The organism is Fictibacillus macauensis ZFHKF-1 (assembly GCF_000269865.1).
GTDB lineage: Bacteria > Bacillota > Bacilli > Bacillales > Fictibacillaceae > Fictibacillus_C > Fictibacillus_C macauensis.
The window spans coordinates 26,185-48,159 of sequence record NZ_AKKV01000024.1 but is presented as its reverse complement, the minus strand read 5'-3'; the positions used below and the strand labels follow the sequence as shown (position 1 = coordinate 48,159).

24 protein-coding genes and 1 riboswitch are annotated in these 21,975 nt (G+C 38.2%); of the genes, 18 read left to right on the top strand and 6 right to left on the bottom strand.

From position 1 onward, the window contains the following. Nucleotides 1–118: 118 nt before the first annotated feature. The 6 genes from A374_RS07650 to A374_RS07625 all read left to right on the top strand — a co-directional run bounded on the left by A374_RS07650 (nt 119) and on the right by A374_RS07625 (nt 6,630). Nucleotides 119–925 (top strand): aldo/keto reductase family protein, encoded by an 807-nt coding sequence (locus A374_RS07650; protein WP_007201632.1) that lies wholly within the window; start codon nt 119–121, stop codon nt 923–925. A gap of 59 nt (nt 926–984) precedes the next feature. Then, on the top strand, nt 985–1,179 hold the full coding sequence (locus A374_RS07645) for a hypothetical protein (RefSeq protein WP_007201631.1): 195 nt from the start codon (nt 985–987) through the stop codon (nt 1,177–1,179). A gap of 72 nt (nt 1,180–1,251) precedes the next feature. Continuing rightward, nucleotides 1,252–1,791, top strand: a complete 540-nt coding sequence (msrA, locus tag A374_RS07640) for a peptide-methionine (S)-S-oxide reductase MsrA (protein ID WP_007201630.1) — start codon at nt 1,252–1,254, stop codon at nt 1,789–1,791. Nucleotides 1,792–2,016: 225 nt separating this feature from the next. Beyond that, nucleotides 2,017–3,207, top strand: a complete 1,191-nt coding sequence (locus A374_RS07635) for a M20 metallopeptidase family protein (protein ID WP_007201629.1) — start codon at nt 2,017–2,019, stop codon at nt 3,205–3,207. A gap of 218 nt (nt 3,208–3,425) precedes the next feature. Continuing rightward, nucleotides 3,426–4,268, top strand: a complete 843-nt coding sequence (locus A374_RS07630; RefSeq protein WP_007201628.1) for an STAS domain-containing protein — start codon at nt 3,426–3,428, stop codon at nt 4,266–4,268. An 847-nt stretch (nt 4,269–5,115) separates the two neighbouring features. Continuing rightward, nucleotides 5,116–6,630 carry an MDR family MFS transporter gene (locus tag A374_RS07625; protein ID WP_007201626.1) on the top strand — a complete coding sequence of 505 codons (1,515 nt, stop codon included), beginning with the start codon at nt 5,116–5,118 and terminating at the stop codon, nt 6,628–6,630. A gap of 14 nt (nt 6,631–6,644) precedes the next feature. Here the strand turns inward: A374_RS07625 and A374_RS07620 are convergent, their stop codons facing one another. Continuing rightward, nucleotides 6,645–7,448: a serine/threonine protein kinase gene (locus A374_RS07620; RefSeq protein ID WP_007201625.1), complete on the bottom strand. Its 804-nt coding sequence runs from the start codon at nt 7,446–7,448 to the stop codon at nt 6,645–6,647. Between the two features lie 3 nt (nt 7,449–7,451). Beyond that, nucleotides 7,452–7,631 carry a hypothetical protein gene (locus A374_RS07615; protein ID WP_040340430.1) on the bottom strand — a complete coding sequence of 60 codons (180 nt, stop codon included), beginning with the start codon at nt 7,629–7,631 and terminating at the stop codon, nt 7,452–7,454. Between the two features lie 169 nt (nt 7,632–7,800). Here A374_RS07615 and A374_RS07610 point away from each other — a divergent pair, with 169 nt between their 5' ends. Further along, nucleotides 7,801–8,328, top strand: coding sequence for a GNAT family N-acetyltransferase (locus tag A374_RS07610; protein WP_007201623.1), 528 nt, complete (start codon nt 7,801–7,803; stop codon nt 8,326–8,328). 339 nt (nt 8,329–8,667) lie between these two features. On the opposite strand, the gene A374_RS07605 is transcribed toward A374_RS07610, so the two are convergent. Together A374_RS07605 and A374_RS21285 are read right to left on the bottom strand one after the other, a co-directional pair. Continuing rightward, the gene (locus tag A374_RS07605) at nt 8,668–10,038 is read right to left on the bottom strand and encodes an alkaline phosphatase (protein ID WP_007201622.1); all 1,371 of its coding nucleotides are present in this window, start codon (nt 10,036–10,038) and stop codon (nt 8,668–8,670) included. Nucleotides 10,039–10,388: 350 nt separating this feature from the next. After that, nucleotides 10,389–10,520, bottom strand: a complete 132-nt coding sequence (locus A374_RS21285) for a hypothetical protein (RefSeq protein ID WP_274517051.1) — start codon at nt 10,518–10,520, stop codon at nt 10,389–10,391. Nucleotides 10,521–10,775: 255 nt separating this feature from the next. Here A374_RS21285 and A374_RS07600 point away from each other — a divergent pair, with 255 nt between their 5' ends. From A374_RS07600 to A374_RS07565, 8 genes are all read left to right on the top strand, one after another. After that, complete coding sequence (locus tag A374_RS07600) at nt 10,776–11,408, top strand: SDR family oxidoreductase (RefSeq protein ID WP_007201621.1); 633 nt, start codon at nt 10,776–10,778, stop codon at nt 11,406–11,408. A 165-nt stretch (nt 11,409–11,573) separates the two neighbouring features. Next, nucleotides 11,574–12,266, top strand: coding sequence for a GntR family transcriptional regulator (locus A374_RS07595; protein WP_007201620.1), 693 nt, complete (start codon nt 11,574–11,576; stop codon nt 12,264–12,266). Next, nucleotides 12,256–12,903 carry a sterol desaturase family protein gene (locus tag A374_RS07590; protein WP_007201619.1) on the top strand — a complete coding sequence of 216 codons (648 nt, stop codon included), beginning with the start codon at nt 12,256–12,258 and terminating at the stop codon, nt 12,901–12,903. The genes A374_RS07595 and A374_RS07590 overlap by 11 nt, the downstream gene beginning before the upstream one ends. A 78-nt stretch (nt 12,904–12,981) precedes the next feature. Beyond that, complete coding sequence (locus A374_RS07585) at nt 12,982–13,452, top strand: DinB family protein (RefSeq protein ID WP_007201618.1); 471 nt, start codon at nt 12,982–12,984, stop codon at nt 13,450–13,452. A gap of 400 nt (nt 13,453–13,852) precedes the next feature. Next, nucleotides 13,853–14,482 (top strand): SCO family protein, encoded by a 630-nt coding sequence (locus tag A374_RS07580; protein WP_007201617.1) that lies wholly within the window; start codon nt 13,853–13,855, stop codon nt 14,480–14,482. A gap of 66 nt (nt 14,483–14,548) precedes the next feature. Then, nucleotides 14,549–14,657, top strand: a riboswitch (TPP riboswitch). A 110-nt stretch (nt 14,658–14,767) separates the two neighbouring features. Continuing rightward, nucleotides 14,768–16,519, top strand: coding sequence for a phosphomethylpyrimidine synthase ThiC (gene thiC / locus A374_RS07575; protein ID WP_007201616.1), 1,752 nt, complete (start codon nt 14,768–14,770; stop codon nt 16,517–16,519). A gap of 325 nt (nt 16,520–16,844) precedes the next feature. After that, nucleotides 16,845–17,285: a hypothetical protein gene (locus tag A374_RS07570; protein ID WP_007201615.1), complete on the top strand. Its 441-nt coding sequence runs from the start codon at nt 16,845–16,847 to the stop codon at nt 17,283–17,285. Between the two features lie 68 nt (nt 17,286–17,353). Next, entirely contained in the window at nt 17,354–17,911 is a 558-nt protein-coding gene (locus A374_RS07565; protein ID WP_007201614.1) for a DUF2238 domain-containing protein, read from the top strand. Between the two features lie 26 nt (nt 17,912–17,937). Here A374_RS07565 and A374_RS07560 read toward each other — a convergent pair whose 3' ends face one another. Then, nucleotides 17,938–18,429: a cupin domain-containing protein gene (locus A374_RS07560; RefSeq protein WP_007201613.1), complete on the bottom strand. Its 492-nt coding sequence runs from the start codon at nt 18,427–18,429 to the stop codon at nt 17,938–17,940. 352 nt (nt 18,430–18,781) lie between these two features. Continuing rightward, nucleotides 18,782–19,213, bottom strand: a complete 432-nt coding sequence (locus tag A374_RS07555) for an organic hydroperoxide resistance protein (protein WP_007201612.1) — start codon at nt 19,211–19,213, stop codon at nt 18,782–18,784. Between the two features lie 165 nt (nt 19,214–19,378). On the opposite strand from A374_RS07555, the gene A374_RS07550 reads away from it, so the two are divergent. From A374_RS07550 to A374_RS07540, 3 genes are all read left to right on the top strand, one after another. After that, nucleotides 19,379–19,816 carry a MarR family winged helix-turn-helix transcriptional regulator gene (locus A374_RS07550; protein ID WP_007201611.1) on the top strand — a complete coding sequence of 146 codons (438 nt, stop codon included), beginning with the start codon at nt 19,379–19,381 and terminating at the stop codon, nt 19,814–19,816. Nucleotides 19,817–19,984: 168 nt separating this feature from the next. Beyond that, complete coding sequence (locus tag A374_RS21280) at nt 19,985–20,623, top strand: hypothetical protein (RefSeq protein ID WP_007201610.1); 639 nt, start codon at nt 19,985–19,987, stop codon at nt 20,621–20,623. A 185-nt stretch (nt 20,624–20,808) separates the two neighbouring features. Then, nucleotides 20,809–21,972, top strand: a complete 1,164-nt coding sequence (locus tag A374_RS07540) for an FtsW/RodA/SpoVE family cell cycle protein (RefSeq protein WP_007201609.1) — start codon at nt 20,809–20,811, stop codon at nt 21,970–21,972. The last annotated feature ends 3 nt before the right edge of the window (nt 21,973–21,975 follow it).

Sequence of the window (21,975 nt, the reverse complement as noted above, 5' to 3'; positions counted from 1 at the left end):
GACAATGATGTTTCATTGCAATTTTCTTACCATAACGCATTCGTTTTTGTAGATATGTTAGATGAAGAGCAGGTTGTCAGCATAGGCTATAGAAAGTATGGAAAATGGGGGGAAGCGCATGGAAAAGGAGTTGCTGCTTGCAAATGGTGTAAATATGCCTTTGATTACACTTGGAACAAATCGTTTACAAGGATCACATGCTGTACAGCGGATTGTTGAAGAAGCGCTAGAAGTAGGGTATCGTGCGTTTCATACCGCTCACATTTATCAAAATGAACGAGAGATTGGAAGAGTTTTAAGCCAAAGTCCTTACTCAAGGCAGTTGTTGTTTATTGCCTCACAACTTAGCTTAGAAGAGCAAGGTTATCATGAGGCGTTGCGTGCTTTTGAAAGCAGTCGTCATTCCCTTAATCTAGAGTATATCGATTTGCTCATTATGCCGTTCATGGAACATAGTAGAATGGACGATACGTGGCGCGCATTAGAAATTCTTTATCATCGTGGAGATGTTCGAGCGATTGGTGTTACAGGGGCAAATAATCGTCAGTTAGAGCACCTACTGAAAAGTTGTTCGATAAAGCCACATGTGTTACAAATGCCATACCATCCTCTCGGACTAGATCAATCTCTTGTTAACATTTGCCACGATCACCAACTAACGATACAAGCTTGTCAGCCGTTAAAACAAGGTGAAATGATGTATGAACCTTTTATTCAAGAACTTGCACGTAAACATAAAAAAACACCAGCACAAATTGTTTTAAGGTGGGCGTTACAAAATGGTGTTGCCATTATACCCGGATCTACAGATGTAAGTAGAATGAAAGAGAATTTCGCTCTGTTTACGTTTGAACTGCCGCTTGAAGATATGGTTAATTTACAGTTTTATCAAAAGAATTCTTCTAATCGCTATTATTATGAATAAAGAGTGCGATTAGGTTAGGTGAAATTGGGGTACTGTAACGCTTAAGAGGTGAATACAACATGGAATCTATTCAAAATGGACTAAAGGATATTACATTATTTTTAGGTGGCTTTTTAAACGTTACTGTTCTTCTTTTTGTTATTGTTGTTATTCTTTTAGTAGGTGCATCGCGTCGGAAGAAAAGGAAAAGCGGAGGTCGCTCGACACCAAAAGATTATTTAGATGATGAAAAACGAAGAGGACCCGGTGAGTAAATATCGTGGATTTTCAAGTCTAACACGCTATAATAAACGTACGAGCAATTTGCTACGAAAGGGTGTCGAATCATGACAGAAACAACTAGACTTGAAAAAGCTGTATTTGCCGGTGGCTGCTTTTGGTGCATGGTAAAACCATTTGATGAAATGCCAGGCATACATGGGATCGTATCTGGCTATACAGGTGGAACAGTAGAGAACCCCACCTATGAACAAGTAAAGTCAGGAAAGACGGGACACTTTGAGGCCGTCGAAATTACATTTGATCCTACTGTTTTTCCATATAAAAAACTATTACAATTGTATTGGCCACAAATAGATCCAACAGATGATGGTGGACAGTTTATTGATCGAGGTAGTCAATATAAGACAGCTATTTTTTATCATAATGCTGATCAAAAAAGGGAAGCGGAGCAATCTAAACAAGAAATAAGTGCAAGCGGCCGCTTTGCGAAACCGATTGTCACAGAAATCTTACCTGCAACCCCTTTTTATGTAGCAGAAGACTATCATCAAGGCTTCTATAAAAAGAATCCAGAGAAATATAAACAAGAGCGGACAGAATCTGGCCGAGACACGTTTATTCAAGAAAACTGGAGTAAAAACTAAGTAACCCCTAAAAAAGGAGCGCAGAGAATTCTCTGCGCTCCTTTTTTAGGAAGCCAATAGCTTCTATTTTTAAAAAAATCTGATTGTTTCGTCGACCTAAGCGTAGTATGGTAGAAGAAGAACGTAGTATGAAAACAGATTGAAAGAGAGGTGAAGGCGACTAGCTACATACGAAGAAGCACTCATTGTAAGCGTTTCGTGTGAATAGGTAGAAGCCCGTGGACGATGGAGAAATTATATGCTCGCTTAACAGAACTTTTTCCGGAAATGGTCGAGATCCGTCGACATTTACACGCTCATCCAGAGCTTTCTTTTGAAGAGGTTGAAACGCCTAAATATATTGCAAACTATCATGCTGCCCTTGGACATGAAGTACGTACAAATGTGGGGGGACGTGGTGTTGTTGCAACGTTGAGGGGTGGAAGACCTGGGAAAACAGTCGCATTGCGTGCTGATTTTGATGCGCTCCCGATTCAAGAAGAGAATGATGTGCCATACAAGTCTACGGTAGATGGAGTGATGCATGCCTGTGGTCATGATGGTCATACAGCTACTTTACTTGTCTTGGCAAAGGCATTGAATGAAATGAAAGAGGAGATTGAAGGAACGATCGTATTTATCCATCAACATGCAGAAGAAATTGCCCCAGGTGGAGCGATTGCCATGATTGAAGATGGCTGTTTAGAAGGGGTTGACGTGATCTTTGGTACGCACTTATGGGCGGTTACCCCTTATGGCCATATTGAGCATCGAACCGGTCCATTTATGGCGGCGGCGGATAAGTTTGATATTGAAATTCAAGGAAAAGGTGGACATGGGGCACAACCCCATCTAACAAAAGATGCGGTTGTAATTGGTTCACAGCTTGTTGTGAATTTACAGCAACTTGTTAGTCGCGCTGTTAATCCACTCGATGCGGCAGTCGTGACAGTTGGTGCCTTTCATGCAGGTCATGCCTTTAATGTAATTGCAGATAAAGCAAAACTAACAGGGACTGTACGTACATTTAAAGAAGAAGTGAGAGCATTGCTTGAACGGGAAATAGAACAATTAGCACAATCAACCTGTAAGGGCGTCGGGGCTTCATGTAAGGTCCACTACCAACGAGGTTATCCAGCCGTTGTTAATCATGAGGTGGAGACGGCCTTTTTAGCTAAAGTTGCGAAAGATATTCCAGGAGTGACTCACGTGTTAGAAGGTGACCAACAAATGGGCGGCGAAGACTTTGCCTATTATCTACAACATGTAAAAGGGACATTCTTCTATACTGGTGCACAAGATGAGCAATGGGAAGAAACATACCCACACCACCATCCTAAGTTTCAAATAAAAGAAGAAGCAATGCTTGTGGCCGCAAATACGCTCGGGGGAGCAACACTTACCTATTTGAGAGAGCATGTTTTTCAAGCAAAATAACATTCTCTAATACTACTTAAAAGAATTCCGAATGACTGTTGTCTTAATAGGACTTCAGCGTTCGGTTTTTCTTATTTCTCCTAAGAGATTAGTGAAAGGAGTGTTAGTAATCCTTGCTGTAAGGGCTAGAAAATCTAGTGATAAATAAAGGAACGACAGGGAACGACAAAGAATATGTTAGAAACTACACTTGAAACTAATAACTATGAGGTGCACATATGAGCAAAGAATGGAAGCAGGAGCTTGTTCAGTACATTATTCGTAACCGTGAAAATTTTAAACAACAATTGCTAGCAGAGGCCGTCAATGTTGCTAGTGAAATTACAAACATTCAACAAACAGGCAATATTAATCTTATAAAAAATGCAGAAAAGCTTGCTTTATGTGTGATTAAAAATAGAGAAGATGAGCTTATTTCCTTTGCAAAAAAAGAAGGAATTGTATGGGCTGAGCACGCTTTAACCATTACGTTAAAGCTTGAGTGGGTTCATGCCATTCGCCGAACTTTATGGCATTTTTTGCACGCCTTTGATTCTCAAACACAACATTTTAAAGAAATGGAAGACTATCGTACGAATTTTTATGAAATGGAAATACTCATTAACGATAGTATTGATCAATTTCTTAATGGCTTTTTTATTAGTTACTCTTCGTATAAAGATAATCTTTTAAATGAGCAACGAAAAATGGTTGAACATCTCTCTGTACCTATTATTCCATTAAGTAAAAACATCGCTGTCTTACCCTTAATAGGAAGAATCGATGCGTATCGTATGCAAATTATAGAGGAAAAGGTATTAACGGATATATCTACTTTAAAAATTTCAACACTAATTATGGATTTATCGGGCCTAACCGACATGGACATAGAAGTCATGCATCAATTTGAAAAAGTATTGCTTGGTATTTCTTTGATGGGAAGCTCTCCCGTCATTACTGGATTACGTGCGGAGCTTGTACATGAAATGATTCAACTTGGTCTATCCTTTGAAGAATATGCAACCGTGAAAGGGACACTTGAGCAAACGTTAGCACCTTATTTTACAATGAAAAGTTTATGATGAATGAGGACAAAAAAATGCATACGTGAAGAGTGGTGAATAGTTCTCTAACTATCTTTTTTTTCATTGGATGCGTAACTGTGTTAGAGAGGGCATGAAGGCAAATCGAACAAGGCCAGGGCGAGCTTTTCTATCTAAGGAAGTTTAAGAATGAACAGCTGGCTTATGATTGAAAATGAAAGAATTGTTGTGACAGACGAAGACTGAAAATCCTTCTTCGTGTTTCTATTTCAACTGGCCGTTAATTTTCTCATGTTGAAATTAATGGGAGAAGCAAGATGAATGGTGATGTTAGTTGTGAGACATTGGTATGCAATGGATTAGGAACCATTTATGGTTCTGTAACACTGACTAAGGGCATCATTAGTGGCAGTGGAGCAATTCATGGACTTATACAGGCTTACATATAAGGTGGCGTAAAAGCCGAACTACATCATATATATGGAGAGGCACGTGTATAAATCTTGAAGTGAAGCGTTTAAAAGCTGTTAGGAAAGTAACGGTTACGGATTCTATTGAAGCAGGATAAACGAAAATCATTGGAGAATTAGAGGTAGGAGAAGAGGTGCAAGTGAAAGGAGGCCTAAAGAATGGAGGCGATCTTGAAGTGGAAACCTTCCATTCAAGCGGCTTAGTTGCTATTAACGGATGGCTTAAGAAATAGGCGGCAAAAAGATAACGGTGAAAAGAAAAAATAGTTATGTGCCATTTACGCGTCAGCATGCCATTTTAGGTGTACAGGTAATTGAGGGAGAAGAAATTTTCTTAAAAACGATACTCAGAGAGCTTTCAACAGTTGGAGGTTAAGAAGAGTATACGGCTGTAGGGAAACGAGGGGATTGCTAGAATGAAAGAGACCGTTCATACGAAATGGATTGTAACAGGGTTATTGTTAGCGATGTTAACAGCGGCGATGGATAATACGATTGTAGTAACGGCAATGGGCACGATTGTAGGCGATCTTGGTGGTCTAGATAGCTTTATTTGGATTGTATCAGCCTATATGGTGGCATCGATGGCGGGGATGCCGATATTTGGTAAACTCTCTGATATGTATGGTAGAAAACGGTTCTTTATATTCGGTCTCGTATTATTTATGATCGGATCAGCATTATGTGGTACTGCTTCTAGTATTTTAGAGTTAGGTATTTACCGAGCAATTCAAGGTATAGGCGGTGGAGCGCTTATTCCCATCGCTTTTACCATTGTATTCGATATTTTCCCACCGGAAAAACGTGGGAAAATGGGAGGACTTTTTGGAGCTGTCTTTGGCTTTTCAAGTATTTTTGGTCCGCTCTTAGGTGCGTATATTACTGATTACATTAGTTGGCATTGGGTGTTTTATATTAACTTACCAATTGGTTGTGTTTCGTTACTGCTTGTTTCCATGTTTTATAAAGAATCACCAATTCACAGCAAGCAAAAAGTAGATTGGGGCGGAGCTGTCACGCTTGTTGGTGCTGTCGTTTCTTTAATGTTTGCGTTGGAGCTTGGTGGACAAAAATATGCATGGGATTCAGCTGTTATTATTAGTTTATTTGGAGTGTTCATCGTATTGTTAGGGTTGTTCTTATGGATTGAACCAAAAGTACGTGAACCGATTATAGCTTTTTCTATGTTTTCTAATCGTTTATTTGCAGGAAGTACACTTGTTGGTTTATTTTATGGCATTGCATTCATGGCAGCGACTGTATATATTCCTATTTTCGTGCAAGGTGTATATGGAGGAAGTGCAACGAATTCTGGGCTTATTCTATTACCGATGATGTTAGGCTCAGTTATATCAGCACAAGTAGGTGGCTTTCTCATTCCACGAATGAGCTATCGAAATATTATGGTGCTTTCAGGTATTCTTCTACTAGCTGGATTTAGTTTACTTAGTACACTTTCACCATCAACGCCTCGTTTGTTACTCACACTCTATATGATTGTAACCGGCGTAGGCGTAGGTTTTTCATTTTCTGTGCTTAGCAATGCCTCAATTCATCATTTTGATGTGCGGCAACGTGGTTCAGCAACTTCCACTTATAATTTTATTCGTTCACTTGGTATGACACTTGGGATCACGATATTTGGTACTATTCAACGAAGTGATCTTACCCAACAATTGGCTTCGCTTTTTAAAGGAATGAAGGGTTTTTCAGGAGCAAGTGGGAATTCTCAAAATTTACTATCGGAAAAAGCAAGGGCGATGATTCCAGCTCCTATATTAGAAAAAATTACAACCGCTTTATCCGACTCCATTGCTCATATTTTTTTATGGGCGCTCGTGCCATCTGTCCTCGCCTTTTTGTTTATTTTTATGATGGGAACAGAACGCGCCGTTCGGCTTAAAAGTAAAGGGGTAGAAAAAGCAACGTAAGAAGATCTTTCTTCTTACGTTGTTTTTTTGCTGTCATAACGGGCTATATCGTTGCGCAGCTCCTGACTGGTACGATAGGGAGCATCTATTTGTAATAGCCTTCGTATCATTTGATGAACGAGGGGTGTTAAGGTAAGCTCCTCCTCCCAACTCCTTTCAAGCTGAGACGTTGGCTCATAATTCGAATAAAGAAGAAACAGGGAAAAATGACCAAGATTGTAGAAATCACTCGTAATATCTTGTGTTCGCATGGGATGTTTTTTTGAGAATTTCGTGCTTGCTTTGGACACCGATGTAGCAAGACCGAAGTCAATTATAGATAAACGATGATTATGATAAAGAATGTTCGGTAGCCGGAGGTCACGATGGACGATGCCTTCATTGTGAAAGAGATCAGTGAGTGACAATAATTTATTTAATAGTTTGACAGTATCTTCTTCTGAATAGATCATCCCGTCACGAAAGACGAGGTCTTCAAATGTCGTTCCTTCCATAAAATCCATAATTAAAAAATATCCGTCGTCACAATAATACTCCCCATGTACAGACGGAAAGGAGGGACTTTGAGGAAGAGAACGCAATGTTTCATATTCTTGATGAAAAGCCTTTCGATGAACAGCACGACAGGCTTTGGATTTTCGTAAATGTTTAATGGCTACATAGTTTTGTGTAGAGCAGTCATAGGCTTTATAGGTAATTCCATAGCTCCCCATTCCTAGTACAGAATGAACTCGATAGCGGTTAAACAAGAGTTGCTGACGAGGCAACGTAACGTCATAGAAAGAACGCAAGAGTGATTTGAAAAATGCAACAGTCATTGATTAGCTACTAAAAAAGCTTCCTTTTTTCTTTTTGTTTTTATAGTAGGAATGACCGTGACTATGTGATTTTTTAACGTCACTACTGCTATACTTTTTATAGCCATGATGACTGCTACTATGACTTTTATAATGGTGCTTTTTGTGATCACCCATGAGGGACTGAAGTAATTTTTTAAACATAGCATATCCTCCTTTAAAGTTTAGTAAGTATACGGCTAAAATAGCTAACAAGTTTCATTTGTTTTTTAGTACCTACTGTTATAGATATGAAAGGGCACGTGATATTTTCCTTGTTTTGTAACGCAAACGTTGATACGTTAGAATTATTCATACATAGAAGGAGACTAACATGAAACCAGAAATTATAGTACATCAAGTCATGCCTCATATAAAAGCATTCCAGGCTGTTTCACAAGATACACCTGAAATTATGGAACTTCTCGTTAAAACGGCTCAATGGCTACAGCAAAAAGGCTCAACACAATGGGGAGAGCTTTTAGAAGGTAAAGACGTGCACGGGATGGCACAATCAGTTGAACGTGGAGATGTTTTTGTTTTTAGAACAGAAGAGGGAAAATTAGCGGGCGTTGTCATGTTAGTACAACAACCGAGTAAGTGGGATTTGGATTTATGGATGAAGGATGATCCTAAGGCAATTTACTTACATCGATTAGCGATTGATCGATCAGAAGCGGGGCTAGGTCGGGACATTTTAAAGTGGGCAACAGATGGCATTGTTTTTCATGGGAAATCAGTTATTCGCTTAGATTGCATAGCAAACAATGAAACGTTAAATGCATTTTATCGCTCAGAAGGCTTTATTTATCAAGGTACGAGTAAGAATGGGTTTTGTATGTATTGTAAAGAAAAGAAATAAAAAGAAGACGAACGGCACCCTGATATTTAGACACAGGCTAAATGTTGGCGGTGTTTTTCTTTTGGCTAAATTTACAATTGAATAAAAAGTAAAGGCAGTTAAACGATTGTTGGACGAAACAATGCAAAGAGAAAGGTGTCCGCTGGAGTCATTACCATTATTGGGTGACAAAGCGCTCATAGAAATTTCTATAGAATTTGGAAATAAGAACGTATTTATCTCAACGAGTTAACTTTATGGATGACTGTAACAATAAACGGAAGGAGCAAAATTTAAAGGCATGAGTTCGGTTTATCCCGTACTCATGCCCGAATCGTTGCTTAAAGAATTTCATTTTTTTTAGCGAAGGCGACCTTTATGAATGGCTTCAAATATATGCTTTGCTTGATCCGTGTTATCAAGGAGCCCAGAGAATTTTTGAACGCCTGGACCATAACCGTAAACGTTCACGTCTTCACCTGTATGTCCAGATGTTGTCCATCCTGTCACAGACCGAGCGTCAGCAATTTTTTTAATACTTTTACTGATTTTTTTCACGTCTTTTGTAGTGGCTGCTTGCTCTACACTTTGTATTTCTGTGTGCGTTAGGGACAAATCAATATACGTTTTTAAGACTTTCTTTACATTGTTTTCTTCATTTATTTTTTGACTAATAAAGGCTGGTGTACGTTTAAACGCTTTCAAAGGCTGTGCAAACCAGTTATAATTTCCGTTTGCACCAACAGTAAATCCGCCAGTTGCATGGTCGGCAGTAGCAATAACAAGTGTATGCTTATCTTTTTTTGCAAAGTCAATAGCTGCTGCAAAAGCTCGTTCGAAGTCTCGTGTTTCGCTCATTGTTGAAACAACATCATTATCATGCTCAGCCCAGTCTATTTGACTTCCTTCCACCATTAGAAAAAAGCCCTTTTTATTAGTAGCTAATCGTTCAACAGCTGCAGTAGTCATGTCTTTTAGCGATGGAACACTTTTTTCACGATCAATCATTTTAGGAAGTCCTTCTTTGGAGAAGATACCGAGTAGTTGATTGCTACGGTTTGCTGTTAATTGTTGTTTTGTAGTGATATAGCTATAACCATCTTTTTTAAATTGCGTAACTAAATGACGATCTTTGCGAATGAAATTCGAACGCCCTCCACCTAACATCACATCAATTTTATGGTGACCGTTGATCTTTTCATCGTAAAAATCATTGGCGATACTGTCCATATGCTTACGGTCTGGATCATGTGCACCATAGGAGCCAGGTGTCGCATGAGAGAGTTCGGATGTTGAGACGAGGCCTGTTGATTTACCTGCTGATTTTGCAGCCTCTAGAACGGTTTTAACTTCTTTTTTATTGCGATCAACCGAGATCGCTGCATTGTATGTTTTGTAGCCAGTAGCCATTGCGGTAGCAGCAGCAGCGGAATCTGTTATGTTTTCTTTAGAGTCGTTCGAATACGTCATTTGTTTGCCGATAAAGTAGCGATCAAACGTTGTTTTTTCCATCGTACGTGTATGATGATTATCTCTCCAATAACGCAGGGCAGTAGTAGTGGATGGACCCATGCCATCTCCTACCATAAAAATAATGTTTCGTATTTCAGGCTGTTTATTTGTTGTTTCTGTTCTTGCTTCCCCATTCGTAGAAGATATGGACAAACTGCCTCCACTAATAGCAGCAAGAAGTACGAATGGTATAAGTGTTTTTAACTTTTTTTGTTTCATATGGACCCTCCTGTTATATCTGTTTTAATATGCCAATTTCAGTATAGTCTTAAACCAATTTAGGCTCAATGGACTTTTAGAACCTGTGCAAATTCACCTAGATGAGAGGAAACACACGTTGTTGAAAACAGTTAAAACAACACGAGAAATGATGCTTGTAGCCGATCGTTTCAAAAAAGTCTTCTAAAAAGCAAGAACCATTCTTCCAGACTATAAAATCCTTTTATTGCAGCTTTCAAGTTACTGAAGGAGTGTTTAATGTGAACGCTAACAAATATAAAAAAGAAGATACACCCTTTCTCTCTCAGGAGGGTGTATCTTCTTGTAAAATCTGTGAAATTGTTTCGCCATTAATGAGCGGCTAAAATCTTATAGCCAATCTCCTCAAGCTTTTCGATGTCTTCTTGTTTTGTTACGTAGACCGTATCATCATTTACGCGACAAACGACCACTTCGTTTTTGCCACAGTTTTGTAATGCCACGAGAACGGAATCGTACTCTTTACCTTTAATTTCTTCTTGTCCAACTGACCATGAACATTGCCGGGAGACGTAATTGACGAACGAAACCAGACGGGACCACCTCCGAAATGGTTTAAATATAAAATGTCCCCTCAATTCTAGCACTTTACGCAATAAGAGGCAAAAAGAATTTTCTGTAAATAACCTCGTAAAATCAGTGGTTTGAAACCGTAAAGAAACGTAAATAGTATAAGAAGAAGGGAGTCGATTTTTAAGATGAATGTATTAGTAGCTGGAGCAAATGGAACAACAGGGCGTTTAGTGTTAAAGGAATTGCAAAAAGCAGGTCATGAAGCGCGTGCGCTTATTCGAAATAAGGAACAAGCCCATGATATGAAAGAATTAGGAGCCACTCCTGTAATCGGCGATTTAGAGGGAGATTTGTCAGAAGCAGTGAAGGGCAGTGATGCTATTATTTTCGCTGCAGGTTCCGGTTCAAAGACAGGACCTGATAAGACGGTTGCAGTCGATCGTGATGGAGCGATTGCGCTTATTGAGGAAGCAGAGAAGCAACAAATCTCTCGTTTTGTAATGTTAAGTAGTATGGGTGTGGATCAACCAGAAAATGGTCCAGAAGGATTGCAACATTATTTAGAAATGAAGGCAGAAGCTGATGAGCGTTTAGAATCAAGCAGACTTCACTATACCATTGTTCGACCAGGCGCCTTAACGAATGAGGCTGGAACGGGTAAAATTAAAGCAGGCGTAAAAATTGGTCGAGGCAGTGTGACACGAGAAGACGTTGCCAGCGTATTAGTTAAGGCAATGGAGCTAGAACATACAAACCATAAAATATTTGAAATGTTAAATGGAGAGCAGAACATAGACGATGCTTTAAAGGCATTGTAAGAAGTGTGAAAAACTTATAGAGACCATTTGGTTTCTGTAAGTTTTTTTTTGTATTCTTTTAATTTTTGAATTTACGGAATAGTTTGACTTGTATTGGTCATACATATTATATTGGTAATACCAAGTCAATTATTGGTATTACCAATAAGGAGGTGAGGAGATTAAGTGAAGCAACGCTCAACAGATGTAATTGAACAAAAACTCATTGCCGCTATTTTAGAGGGGACGTACATGATAAACGAAGAACTACCTTCAGAACGTGATTTAGCTGAACTTGTTCATTCAGGACGACCGGCAGTTAGAGAAGCCCTTCAACGATTAGAACGCGATGGGTGGATTACAATTCGTCAAAGTAAGCCAGCTTTTGTAAATGATTTTTGGCGACAAGGTAACCTCTCGACAATCGTTAATATCCTTCGTAGTTATGAACACGTACCAGATCATTTCGTGCAATATATGTTAGAGTTACGCGTTGTGCTACTGCCAGTTTGTGTGAAGGATAGCATTACTTTTGAGCGAATGAACGCATATTTTTTATTGAAAGAAACAGAACATTTAATTAATGATGCAACTGCCTATGCTCAATTTGATTGGCAGCTTCAAAAGGGGCTTGCGGCTCTTTCACCTAATCCTATTTATTTACTTATATTTAATAGCTTTCAAGAAATATACCCGAAGCTTGCAACCTATTACTTTTCACAAGAAAAACATCGTATTGCCTCTTTTCATTATTATCAACAATTAATGGAATGTATGATTCAAAATGAGGCAGATCGAGCTGCAATCATTACAGAAGAAGTGATGAGAGAAAGTGCAGAGCAGTGGAAAAAAGACAGGAGGGGATTGCATGAAGAGTAAGGGATTGTACTTAGATTATTTTTTGCATTTTGATATTGTAGTGATGGGCATTTTAATGGTGGGTTGTATGATTAGTGCAGCTGTTATTGACCCTATTTGGACTCACTTGCTTTATTTTGGTATAGGGATAGTTGTGTTTATGTTTAGTGAATACGGAATTCACCGATTCTTATTTCATTTAAAAACGCCAAAAAATCAATGGTTTTTAAAATTTTTAAAGCGCTTACATTACGATCATCATAAAACACCTAATGATTTGAAATTATTATTCTTACCCATTTGGTATAGCATTCCTAACCTTTCAATTTTAGCGATCATTTTCTATGCCATCGTGCGAAATGTACCTGCTTCACTTGCTTTTGGGAGCGGATTGATTGCTATGCTTTTAGTCTATGAGTGGAAACATTATATTGCTCACCGTCCAATTAAACCGCGTACAAAGTTTGGCATGTGGCTAAAAAAAACACATACTCTTCATCATTTCAAAAATGAAAATTACTGGTATGGCGTTTCAACACCTTTTGTTGATGCATTATTTGGAACATTAAAAAATGAAAAAGAAGTAGAAACGAGTGCAACAGCAAGAGATCTTGAGAAAAGGGGGATCGTAACGGAAGAAAAGCAATTTAAAATGTAAGTTCTTTTTTCTATTAACTACGTACTCCTTTTTGATACATTATAAGAGAAGATTAATTTAAAAAAGGAGACAAGACACATGAACGCATTTTTTTACAAGCAATTTGAAATAACAAGAGGACAATTACTGCAAGAGGTTGGAGGCATTTCGTCTGATATAGTAGACGTTCAACCAGAAGGATTTAATAATACGATTCACTGGCATGTAGGTCATGTATTGACTGTTACTGAACAATTCTTATTTGGGTTTCCTAAGGCTTCTACTCACCTTCCAGAAGAGTATTTACAGTTGTTCGGGAACGGTACGAAACCAGCAGACTGGTCTGGTGAGGTTCCTTCCGTAGAAGAACTTGTTCTTCAGCTTAAGGATCAATTAGTACGCATGAAGGATATTTCCGATGATTTCTTAGCACAACCTCTTGCCCAACCATTTCATGGCTTGCAAACACATGGTGAATTAGCAAGCTTGTCTTTATCTCATGAAAGTAACCATTTAGGACAGTTGCATGCTATTAAGCTTGTAGCTACGCGTACAGGATTACACAAATAATGTTGCCGCTTGTAGAGAGTTGTTCTCTACAAGTTTTTTTTATGGGTCATGATTTAATAGAGGGAGAGAGTAGGACACTTTGAATGAAAAATATATCTTCTTTAATTTGCTGTTTCAGGGCAAGGTCAGAGCACCGTAAATATTCCTCTGTTAAAGCAGTAAGTTCCTTTATAAATACGATCTTTTCGCTTCGATTAACCATCACTTTTTCCTTTCTGAATGTTCAGACATAATAGGTGCTTCCTCTTATTTTTCTATCCCCTTTTTTGTAAAAGACAAAACAACAAACAACATACTAGTCACAATTTAGTCACGATTTTCCCTCGGTTTGAGGATGTGTAAAGGTAGAATTTATGAAAAAATAGGTAGTTGAGGGTTAAGATTACAGGGAGGGATGGAAATGAAACGTTACTTAGTAATTATGCTCGTTATTATTTGTTTTAGCACCGCTTGTTCCAATCAGGATTCTGCTTCAAAAGATATGAAGAATGAAGACCATTCGCAACATATGCAACCAGCTACAAAAAGGGAGGTTCACTGGCCGGTAGAATCTTTTCAATTTAAAAATCAAGACAATCAAGATTTTGGTTTAAAAGATTTAAAAGGCAAAGTTTGGCTTGCTGATTTTATTTTCTCTAAATGTGAAACCGTCTGTCCACCAATGACCTCTAATTTAAATCAGCTACAAAAGATAGTTAAAAAGGATAAAATTCCACTCCATTTCGTTTCCTTTTCGGTAGATCCAGTTCGTGATCAGCCACAAGTGTTAAAGAAATTTGGGAAGCGCTATACAGAAGATTTCAAATCTTGGACGCTACTAACGGGATATAGTAAAAAGAAAATTGAATCCTTTGCAAAAAATTCGTTCAAGGTTCCAGTATCACCGAGTCCAGATCCTGGCCAATTCATCCATGGTACCACCTTTTTTCTTGTTAACAAGCAAGGTATTATCGTAAAAACGTATAGTGGTGTGGAAAATCCACCGTATGAAGAAATTAAAAAAGACGCACGAAAACTAGGTGAAGAATAAGTAGGAAAAAAAGAAAGATTGTAACGAAGATAATAAAGGTATATAATGGCACTGAAAACAAAATATGTTTTCTACTAGGGGGGTCCGTAGGCGGGCTGAGAGAGAATGAACCATTTCTCGACCCTTTGAACCTGATCTGGCTTATACCAGCGTAGGGAAGTAGCTAGCAAAGACTTGCTTTATTTGTTGTTCTTTGTCTATCTCCGGGTTCTTTTTTCATAAAAGAACTCTTTTTTTTATGCTGCGTGTAACGTTGGACTCCAATCATATGAAGGAGGCAGTTGCATGAAGAGTGAAAAAGTAACATTACCATTACAAAAGTCATTTCCAAACAGTGAAAAGCGGTATTTGAAAGGATCAAGATCAGATATTTTAGTACCGATTCGAGCAATTCACCAAAGTTCAACAGAAAGTGAAAATGGTGAAATCGAAAATGAACCTGTATTAACGTATGATACGAGTGGACCGTATACCGATCCGCTGTACACTGTAGATGTTACAAAAGGGTTACCTTTGCTGCGAAAACAGTGGGTGGAAGAACGGCAAGATACGTTCTATTATGAAGGCCGTCAAGTAAAGCCCGAGGATAACGGTTATAAGACAGACAAAGAACATATTTTTGTTTTTCCAAGTGACAATCGAAAGCCAATGAAGGCAAAAGAAGCAAAGAACGTAACGCAAATGCACTATGCTAAAGCCGGAATCGTTACTCCAGAAATGGAGTATATCGCAATTCGTGAAAATATGGATCCAGAATTTGTTCGATCGGAAGTCGCGGCAGGAAGAGCCATTATTCCTGCAAATATTAATCATTTAGAATTAGAGCCAATGATTATTGGGCGTCATTTTCACGTAAAAATTAATGCGAATATTGGTAACTCAGCTGTTTCATCGTCTATTGAAGAAGAAATTGAAAAAATGACATGGGCAACTCGCTGGGGTACAGATACAATCATGGATTTATCAACTGGGAAAAATATTCATACGACGAGGGAATGGATTATTCGAAATTCACCAGTTCCAGTAGGTACAGTACCAATCTATCAAGCATTAGAGAAGGTAAATGGAATTGCTGAAGATTTATCTTGGGAGGTTTATCGAGATACGTTAATTGAACAAGCGGAGCAAGGCGTGGATTATTTTACGATTCATGCGGGTGTATTGTTACGTTATATCCCACTTACCATTCAACGAACGACAGGAATCGTTTCCCGTGGTGGCTCGATTATGGCACAATGGTGTTTAGCGCATCACGAAGAAAATTTCTTATATACACATTTTGAAGAAATTTGTGAGATTTTAAAGGCTTATGATATTTCGGTGTCGCTAGGTGACGGGCTGCGACCAGGATCAATTGCTGATGCAAATGATGAAGCACAATTTGCTGAATTAGAGACACTCGGAGAGCTAACAAAAATCGCTTGGAAGCATGATGTTCAAGTAATGATTGAAGGACCTGGCCACGTACCGATGCATCAGATTAAAGAAAACGTAGACAAGCAAATGGAAATTTGTAATGAAGCGCCCTTTTATACGTTGGGACCTTTAACAACAGATATTGCACCCGGATATGATCATATTACATCTGCTATTGGAGCTGCGATGATTGGATGGTTTGGAACAGCAATGCTTTGTTATGTGACACCAAAAGAACATCTAGGATTACCTAATAAAGAGGATGTTCGCGAAGGTGTTATTGCGTATAAAATTGCTGCGCACGCAGCTGATTTGGCAAAAGGTCATCCTGGCGCTAGAAAAAGAGATAATGCACTATCAAAAGCACGTTTTGAATTCCGGTGGGAAGACCAATTTAATTTATCGCTTGATCCTGAACGGGCCCGCGAATATCATGATGAAACCCTTCCAGCCCAAGGTGCTAAAACGGCACATTTTTGCTCTATGTGTGGACCGAAATTTTGTTCAATGCGCATTTCTCATGATTTAAGAAATATGCCTGTTCAAGAACAAGAAGCGTTAGCTGGTATGAAAGAAAAGTCACAAGAATTTACGAAGCAAGGTTCTAATCTTTATTTATGATGAATACCGCTGCGCTTTTTGAGAGAGTAAATCAATTAGAGAAACAATTACAAAGCATTCAGAAACAGTGTCGGCACGTGTTTGTGGAGACTTCAGAAACAGATGAGCGAAGCTGTTTACGCTGTTATTATAAAGAAAAAATTTTGTACGTACTACCTAGAAAGTAGCGGCAATCACACCTGTAAGAGAAGTTTTTTCTCTTACAGGTGTTTTTTTTAGAAATACAGTAAAATTCTGAAAAAAGCAAAAAAACAGTACCATTAAATTGTCTTTTTTTGTATGATAAATGAAAATGAAAGTTTACTTCTAGTAGGGGGCTTGAAAAATGAATGCTATAAAGAATGTAGTCAAAAGGTATCCTGGACTTGAACTTTCTTTTCTATTGTTGTCGCTTTTTTTAGCTTTTGGTTTATATGAAACGGTAATCGTGTATCAGCATTTAGCACTTGTTGAGAATGAATTTTTAATTGGTTTAACGCCGCGCTCATTTACGTTAACATGGATTAACTTTGCTCTCCTTATGTCTATTTTGTGGACAACGGCGCTCCCTCTATTAGATTGGGCACATCAAACAGCCTTATTTCACTGGAAAAATGTTTTATTTGGGACAGTTTTTATTTTTATTGGTGTTCCGGTAGGTCTTTCCTTTCAACTCGATCAATATCTACTATTAAATAAAGGAATAAATGATGTAACAGAAGCGTTGCTCATTACTGTCCTCATTTCATTTACGCTTGTTCTAACAGAACCATACCGAAATAAGTAATGATGCTAGAGTATCTTTTTCATATTTTTTCACTTCCAAGCAATAATAATGGCTAAAGGAGAGTGACTATGAAAAAGAATGGTGTGCTGTTTTTATGTGGTCTGTATACCGTCATCATGGTACTATGCTTGGTATATTTTTATGAAAAGGGTAACGTTCATAGCTATCAGGTTGCAATTGGTGGTATTGTGTGTGGACTTATGCCGATCGTGCTTAATAGATTAACAAAGCGATTTTTTAATGCTCCAATGATCTTGTCTTATGTGCTGTTCTTAGTAGGCTCGCAACTTTTGGGCTCTCTGGCACATTTTTATTCTTTAGGTTGGTGGGATACGTGCATTCATTTTTTTAGTGGAATTTTATTAGCGTTTGTTGCCGTAGCCTTGTATGAAAGACTTCTTGGCAAAGAAGCTTCTTCGCCTCTTTCCGTATGGTTGATATTACTTTTTGTCTGGGGATTTGCTGTTTTTGGTGGTGTACTATGGGAAGTATATGAGTTTAGCATGGATCATCTCTTCGGTATGCACCTCCAGGGTGGTGGAAACGATGATACAATGACAGACCTTATCGCTGATACAATCGGAGGTGGTGTCATTGCACTATTCATTGCGTTACGGGGAAAATAACTAACGGAGAAGCAGTGCGCTCTCCGTTAGTCTTTCCAATATTTTGTGAGCGGACCACCTTCTCCATACAGTGGATCTGTGATAGGAATAGGCACATTTTTTATGGCTACTAATACGTCAGGGCGTTCTCCATCAATGCCTCTTTGTACGTCATAACTCATGCCATTAGGATAGGCGCCAACAACAGTAAAATCAGCTGAAGAATCAACATTCATATGACCTGTACCAGCAGGTAAGACAATAATGTCACCTGCATGAACTTGTAGCTCTTCTCCTTGTTTCCCACCAATTTTAACAGTTGCAAATCCTTCCTTAACGCCAAGCACCTCATGCGTTGTACTATGATAATGATGATAAGAAAATATACCATTTGTCCAACTATTTAGCCATAAATTTTGATTGAAAATTCTTTCTACACTTATAGGTTCTTGAACGGCTTGGCGATAAAGTAATACTGGTAATGTAGGGTTATTAGGAATGAAACCATCATCTTCGAATAAAAAGGTTTGAATATCCATAACAATACCTCCTAAGGATTTCGATTCCATAGCAATATTCCCGTATTAATGAGTTATTAATCGTAGTCTGCTCCCAACAAAAAGGGCTTGGGATACAATATTTCCTCTGTTTTGTGGCGCATCCCAAGCTTAGCGCTTAATTTGCTCTCATTTTGATTTCCTGCTCTTGCTCAGAGGGGGATTTGTCTTGTTTGCGTGCGGACCGAGTGCTCTTATGAAACTTGAACGCAAGCAAACGAAAATGAAAATAACAAGGAACATAAAAAAATGGCTTCAGCATCGAAATCCGATGCTGAAGCCATTTTTTTATGTGTTAAGGCTGTTTATGTCGCAGCCTCTTGATCTAGAGAAGTTATTCGTTTGTTGTTGTTACATGAAGGGTTACATCCATATTTCCGCGTGTTGCTTTTGAATAAGGACAAGCTTGATGTGCTTGTTCTACAAGCATTTCAGCTTCTTCCTGTGATACGCCTGTAACAGTAGCATAAAGAGCAGCAGCTAAACCAAATCCACCATCTTCATCTTTTCCAATTGTAATTTCGGCAGCGACGCTTGACTGAATTCTTTTACGTGCTTGGCGTGCAACCATATTTAATGCGCTATCGAAGCAAGCAGCGTAGCCAGCAGCAAACAATTGTTCTGGATTCGTTGAACCTGCTTCCTCTTTTCCGCCAAGCGCTTTTGGCATAGATAATGAAAAATCAATCGTACCATTTTCAGATTTTACTTTCCCTTGGCGTCCGCCATCTGCAATTGCTTTCGTTGTAAAAAGTGGTGTAATCATATTAAAACATCCTCCTAAAATTGTATTGTGCAAAATTTAATTTCTTGAAATCATAATAACGCATCCGCAATTAGATTGTCAACAATTTAATTTTTTAGTATTTAATTTGACGGTATTAATAAGATGACATATAGTAATAGAAAAAGTAAAAAAAAGGGGAATACGATGAATAACGATGCTTTAAAATTAGAAAATCAAATTTGTTTCAAAGTGTATGCTGCTGCAAGAGAAATTACTAAAATGTACCGCTCGTTGTTAGAAGACTTAAATGTTACGTATCCTCAGTATCTTGTTTTACTTGTATTATGGGAACAAGAATTACTTACTGTAAAAGCACTAGGAGAAAAGCTCTATTTAGATTCAGGAACGTTAACGCCTATGTTGAAAAGAATGGAGACAAATGGTTTAATTCATCGAAATCGGTCGCAACAAGACGAGCGAAGCGTAATGGTATCTTTAACAGAAGAAGGCAAAAAATTGCAAGAAAAAGCTGCATGTATTCCACAAGAACTCATCGAAACCATCCATATTGATAAAGAAGAATTGAAAATGCTTCATACATCTCTGGGGAAAATTTTAATGGGTATTCAAGAAGAAGAATAAGGATAAGAAAAAGTAGTAAGCTTTCATGGTCGTTACGATCATGACTTACTACTTTTTTTGATTTATAGATAATTTTCCCCTTTCAGTCATAACAAATTCGTTTATAATGAAAACTATTGCGGTATTTATTTACGAGAGACATATGAGAGACAAAGTAGGTGGGAAACATTGAATAGACGAAAGTACGCCTTACCTCTTGCTGTTGTAGGAGCAGGAATGATAATTGTTGGCGGCTATTTTTATGAACAGCACAATAAAACGACGATGGCCACCCTATCGAACGTTACCATTTCCACAAATAATTTAGTAAATGGAAAACGAGATCCCGTTTTACTTAAAGAAGTCGTATCAACAGATGGCTTATCAGATGAAGAAAAAAGTTGGGTTGCACACGCATATGAAGCATCTACAGCTCATCCAAAAAAATCAAGCAAGACAGAAACAAATGATGAAAAGAAAAAGGTAGTTGAAGAAGACCCACAAACGAACGAAAAGGATGATGAGGAAAAAAAAGATAAAAAAGAAGCGCGAAAAGATCATGGAGAAAAACCAGATTTACCAAAACCTCCACAATCCGAGCCACCAAAGCCACCAGAAAAACCTCATGAACATCCTGATCCACCGAAGCCGCCGAAGCCACCAAAACCACCGGAAGAACCACCAAAGCCACCGAAACCTCCCGTTCATCCACCAGAACCGGGAGATGATGACGGACCAGGCAGAGATGAACCAGATGATGATGATTTACCTCCTGCTCAAGCACCAGACCATGTGAAAAAGCCAGATGAATCGGAACTTGTAAACTAACGTGTATTAAAAAACAAACCCTTTTAGAAGAGGGTTTGTTTTTTTGATTCTATTTAAAGAGAGATAAAAGATAAAAAATGAACATAAAATATCGAGAATAATGATTGCTAATGATAGGAAGGCAGCCATGTTATTTTACATGGTAATGGTAATAATGAAAGGGAACATGGAAGGTGGTGGTTGCTATGAAAGTAAGAGAAGGTCAATGGGATCGCGGATACCTACTTATATTACTACTGCTTGCTTGTTGCAGTATTGTTTCTATTTATGCAGCTCAAGAAACCGCCCAATATGTAGAAAATTTTGCTGCTAAACAGGCTTTTTGGTACGTTTTTGGGATCGCTATAAGCATTCTTCTCCTTCTTTTAGATTTTCAACAAATTCGTCGCCTTTCTCTTTACTTTTATTTATTTGGTAATGCTGTTCTTCTTATGTTAGTTTTATTACCCGATGTTTCATTCGCACCTATTCGCAATGGTGCTCAAAGCTGGTTGATTGTTCCTGGTTTTGGTTCTATACAACCATCAGAATTTATGAAATTAATTCTCATTGTTTTTTTAAGTGTTGTTGCGAGTCGTCACTTAGAAAAATACCAAGAGAGTTCTCTCAAAGAGAGTTGGTTATTAGTAGGAAAGTTATTACTTACAAGCGGAATTCCAATACTACTAGTACTTATGCAACCTGATCTTGGAACTGCTCTTGTAATGATAGGCATTACGTTTGTAATGATGCTCGTTGCCGGTGTTCATTGGAAAATTATAAGTGGTATGTTAGCAATGGGAGTTTTATTCGTAGGATCATTCGTTTTTACTTATTTTCAATTTCCTGCTTTCTTTCATGCTCATTTATTAAAGGAATATCAATTGGGACGGATTTATGCATGGTTAGATCCTTACGGTTATAGAAATGGCGAAGGCTACAATTTAGTCAGTTCTTTAATTGCTGTCGGTTCCGGAGAGTTTTCTGGAAAAGGACTACAACAAGGGGATGTTTATATTGCCGAGGCACACTCCGATTTTATTTTTCCTATATTCGCTGAACAATTCGGTTTTATCGGTTCAAGTGTGCTCATTACGCTCTTTTTCTTATTGATTTATAAAATTACAAGCACGGCTTTAAAGGTGATTGAACCATTTGAATCTTTTCTTTGCGCAGGGGTTATTGCCTTGTTCAGCATTCACATATTTGAAAATATTGGGATGACGATCGGCGTTGTTCCAATTACAGGAATACCTTTACCATTTATTAGTTATGGAGGCAGTGCACTTATAACTAATTTATTAGCCGCAGCACTCATATACAATATTCGTTTACGAATGGGAGATTATATTTTCAAGCCTGATCACTAGGGA

Coding starts and splice junctions, on each gene's coding strand:
- A374_RS07650 (WP_007201632.1), top strand. CDS start 119: ATGGAAAAGGAGTTGCTGCTTGCAAATGGTGTAAATATGCCTTTGATT.
- A374_RS07645 (WP_007201631.1), top strand. CDS start 985: ATGGAATCTATTCAAAATGGACTAAAGGATATTACATTATTTTTAGGT.
- msrA (WP_007201630.1), top strand. CDS start 1,252: ATGACAGAAACAACTAGACTTGAAAAAGCTGTATTTGCCGGTGGCTGC.
- A374_RS07635 (WP_007201629.1), top strand. CDS start 2,017: ATGGAGAAATTATATGCTCGCTTAACAGAACTTTTTCCGGAAATGGTC.
- A374_RS07630 (WP_007201628.1), top strand. CDS start 3,426: ATGAGCAAAGAATGGAAGCAGGAGCTTGTTCAGTACATTATTCGTAAC.
- A374_RS07625 (WP_007201626.1), top strand. CDS start 5,116: ATGAAAGAGACCGTTCATACGAAATGGATTGTAACAGGGTTATTGTTA.
- A374_RS07620 (WP_007201625.1), bottom strand. CDS start 7,448: ATGACTGTTGCATTTTTCAAATCACTCTTGCGTTCTTTCTATGACGTT.
- A374_RS07615 (WP_040340430.1), bottom strand. CDS start 7,631: ATGTTTAAAAAATTACTTCAGTCCCTCATGGGTGATCACAAAAAGCAC.
- A374_RS07610 (WP_007201623.1), top strand. CDS start 7,801: ATGAAACCAGAAATTATAGTACATCAAGTCATGCCTCATATAAAAGCA.
- A374_RS07605 (WP_007201622.1), bottom strand. CDS start 10,038: ATGAAACAAAAAAAGTTAAAAACACTTATACCATTCGTACTTCTTGCT.
- A374_RS07600 (WP_007201621.1), top strand. CDS start 10,776: ATGAATGTATTAGTAGCTGGAGCAAATGGAACAACAGGGCGTTTAGTG.
- A374_RS07590 (WP_007201619.1), top strand. CDS start 12,256: ATGAAGAGTAAGGGATTGTACTTAGATTATTTTTTGCATTTTGATATT.
- A374_RS07585 (WP_007201618.1), top strand. CDS start 12,982: ATGAACGCATTTTTTTACAAGCAATTTGAAATAACAAGAGGACAATTA.
- A374_RS07580 (WP_007201617.1), top strand. CDS start 13,853: ATGAAACGTTACTTAGTAATTATGCTCGTTATTATTTGTTTTAGCACC.
- thiC (WP_007201616.1), top strand. CDS start 14,768: ATGAAGAGTGAAAAAGTAACATTACCATTACAAAAGTCATTTCCAAAC.
- A374_RS07570 (WP_007201615.1), top strand. CDS start 16,845: ATGAATGCTATAAAGAATGTAGTCAAAAGGTATCCTGGACTTGAACTT.
- A374_RS07565 (WP_007201614.1), top strand. CDS start 17,354: ATGAAAAAGAATGGTGTGCTGTTTTTATGTGGTCTGTATACCGTCATC.
- A374_RS07560 (WP_007201613.1), bottom strand. CDS start 18,429: ATGGATATTCAAACCTTTTTATTCGAAGATGATGGTTTCATTCCTAAT.
- A374_RS07555 (WP_007201612.1), bottom strand. CDS start 19,213: ATGATTACACCACTTTTTACAACGAAAGCAATTGCAGATGGCGGACGC.
- A374_RS07550 (WP_007201611.1), top strand. CDS start 19,379: ATGAATAACGATGCTTTAAAATTAGAAAATCAAATTTGTTTCAAAGTG.
- A374_RS07540 (WP_007201609.1), top strand. CDS start 20,809: ATGAAAGTAAGAGAAGGTCAATGGGATCGCGGATACCTACTTATATTA.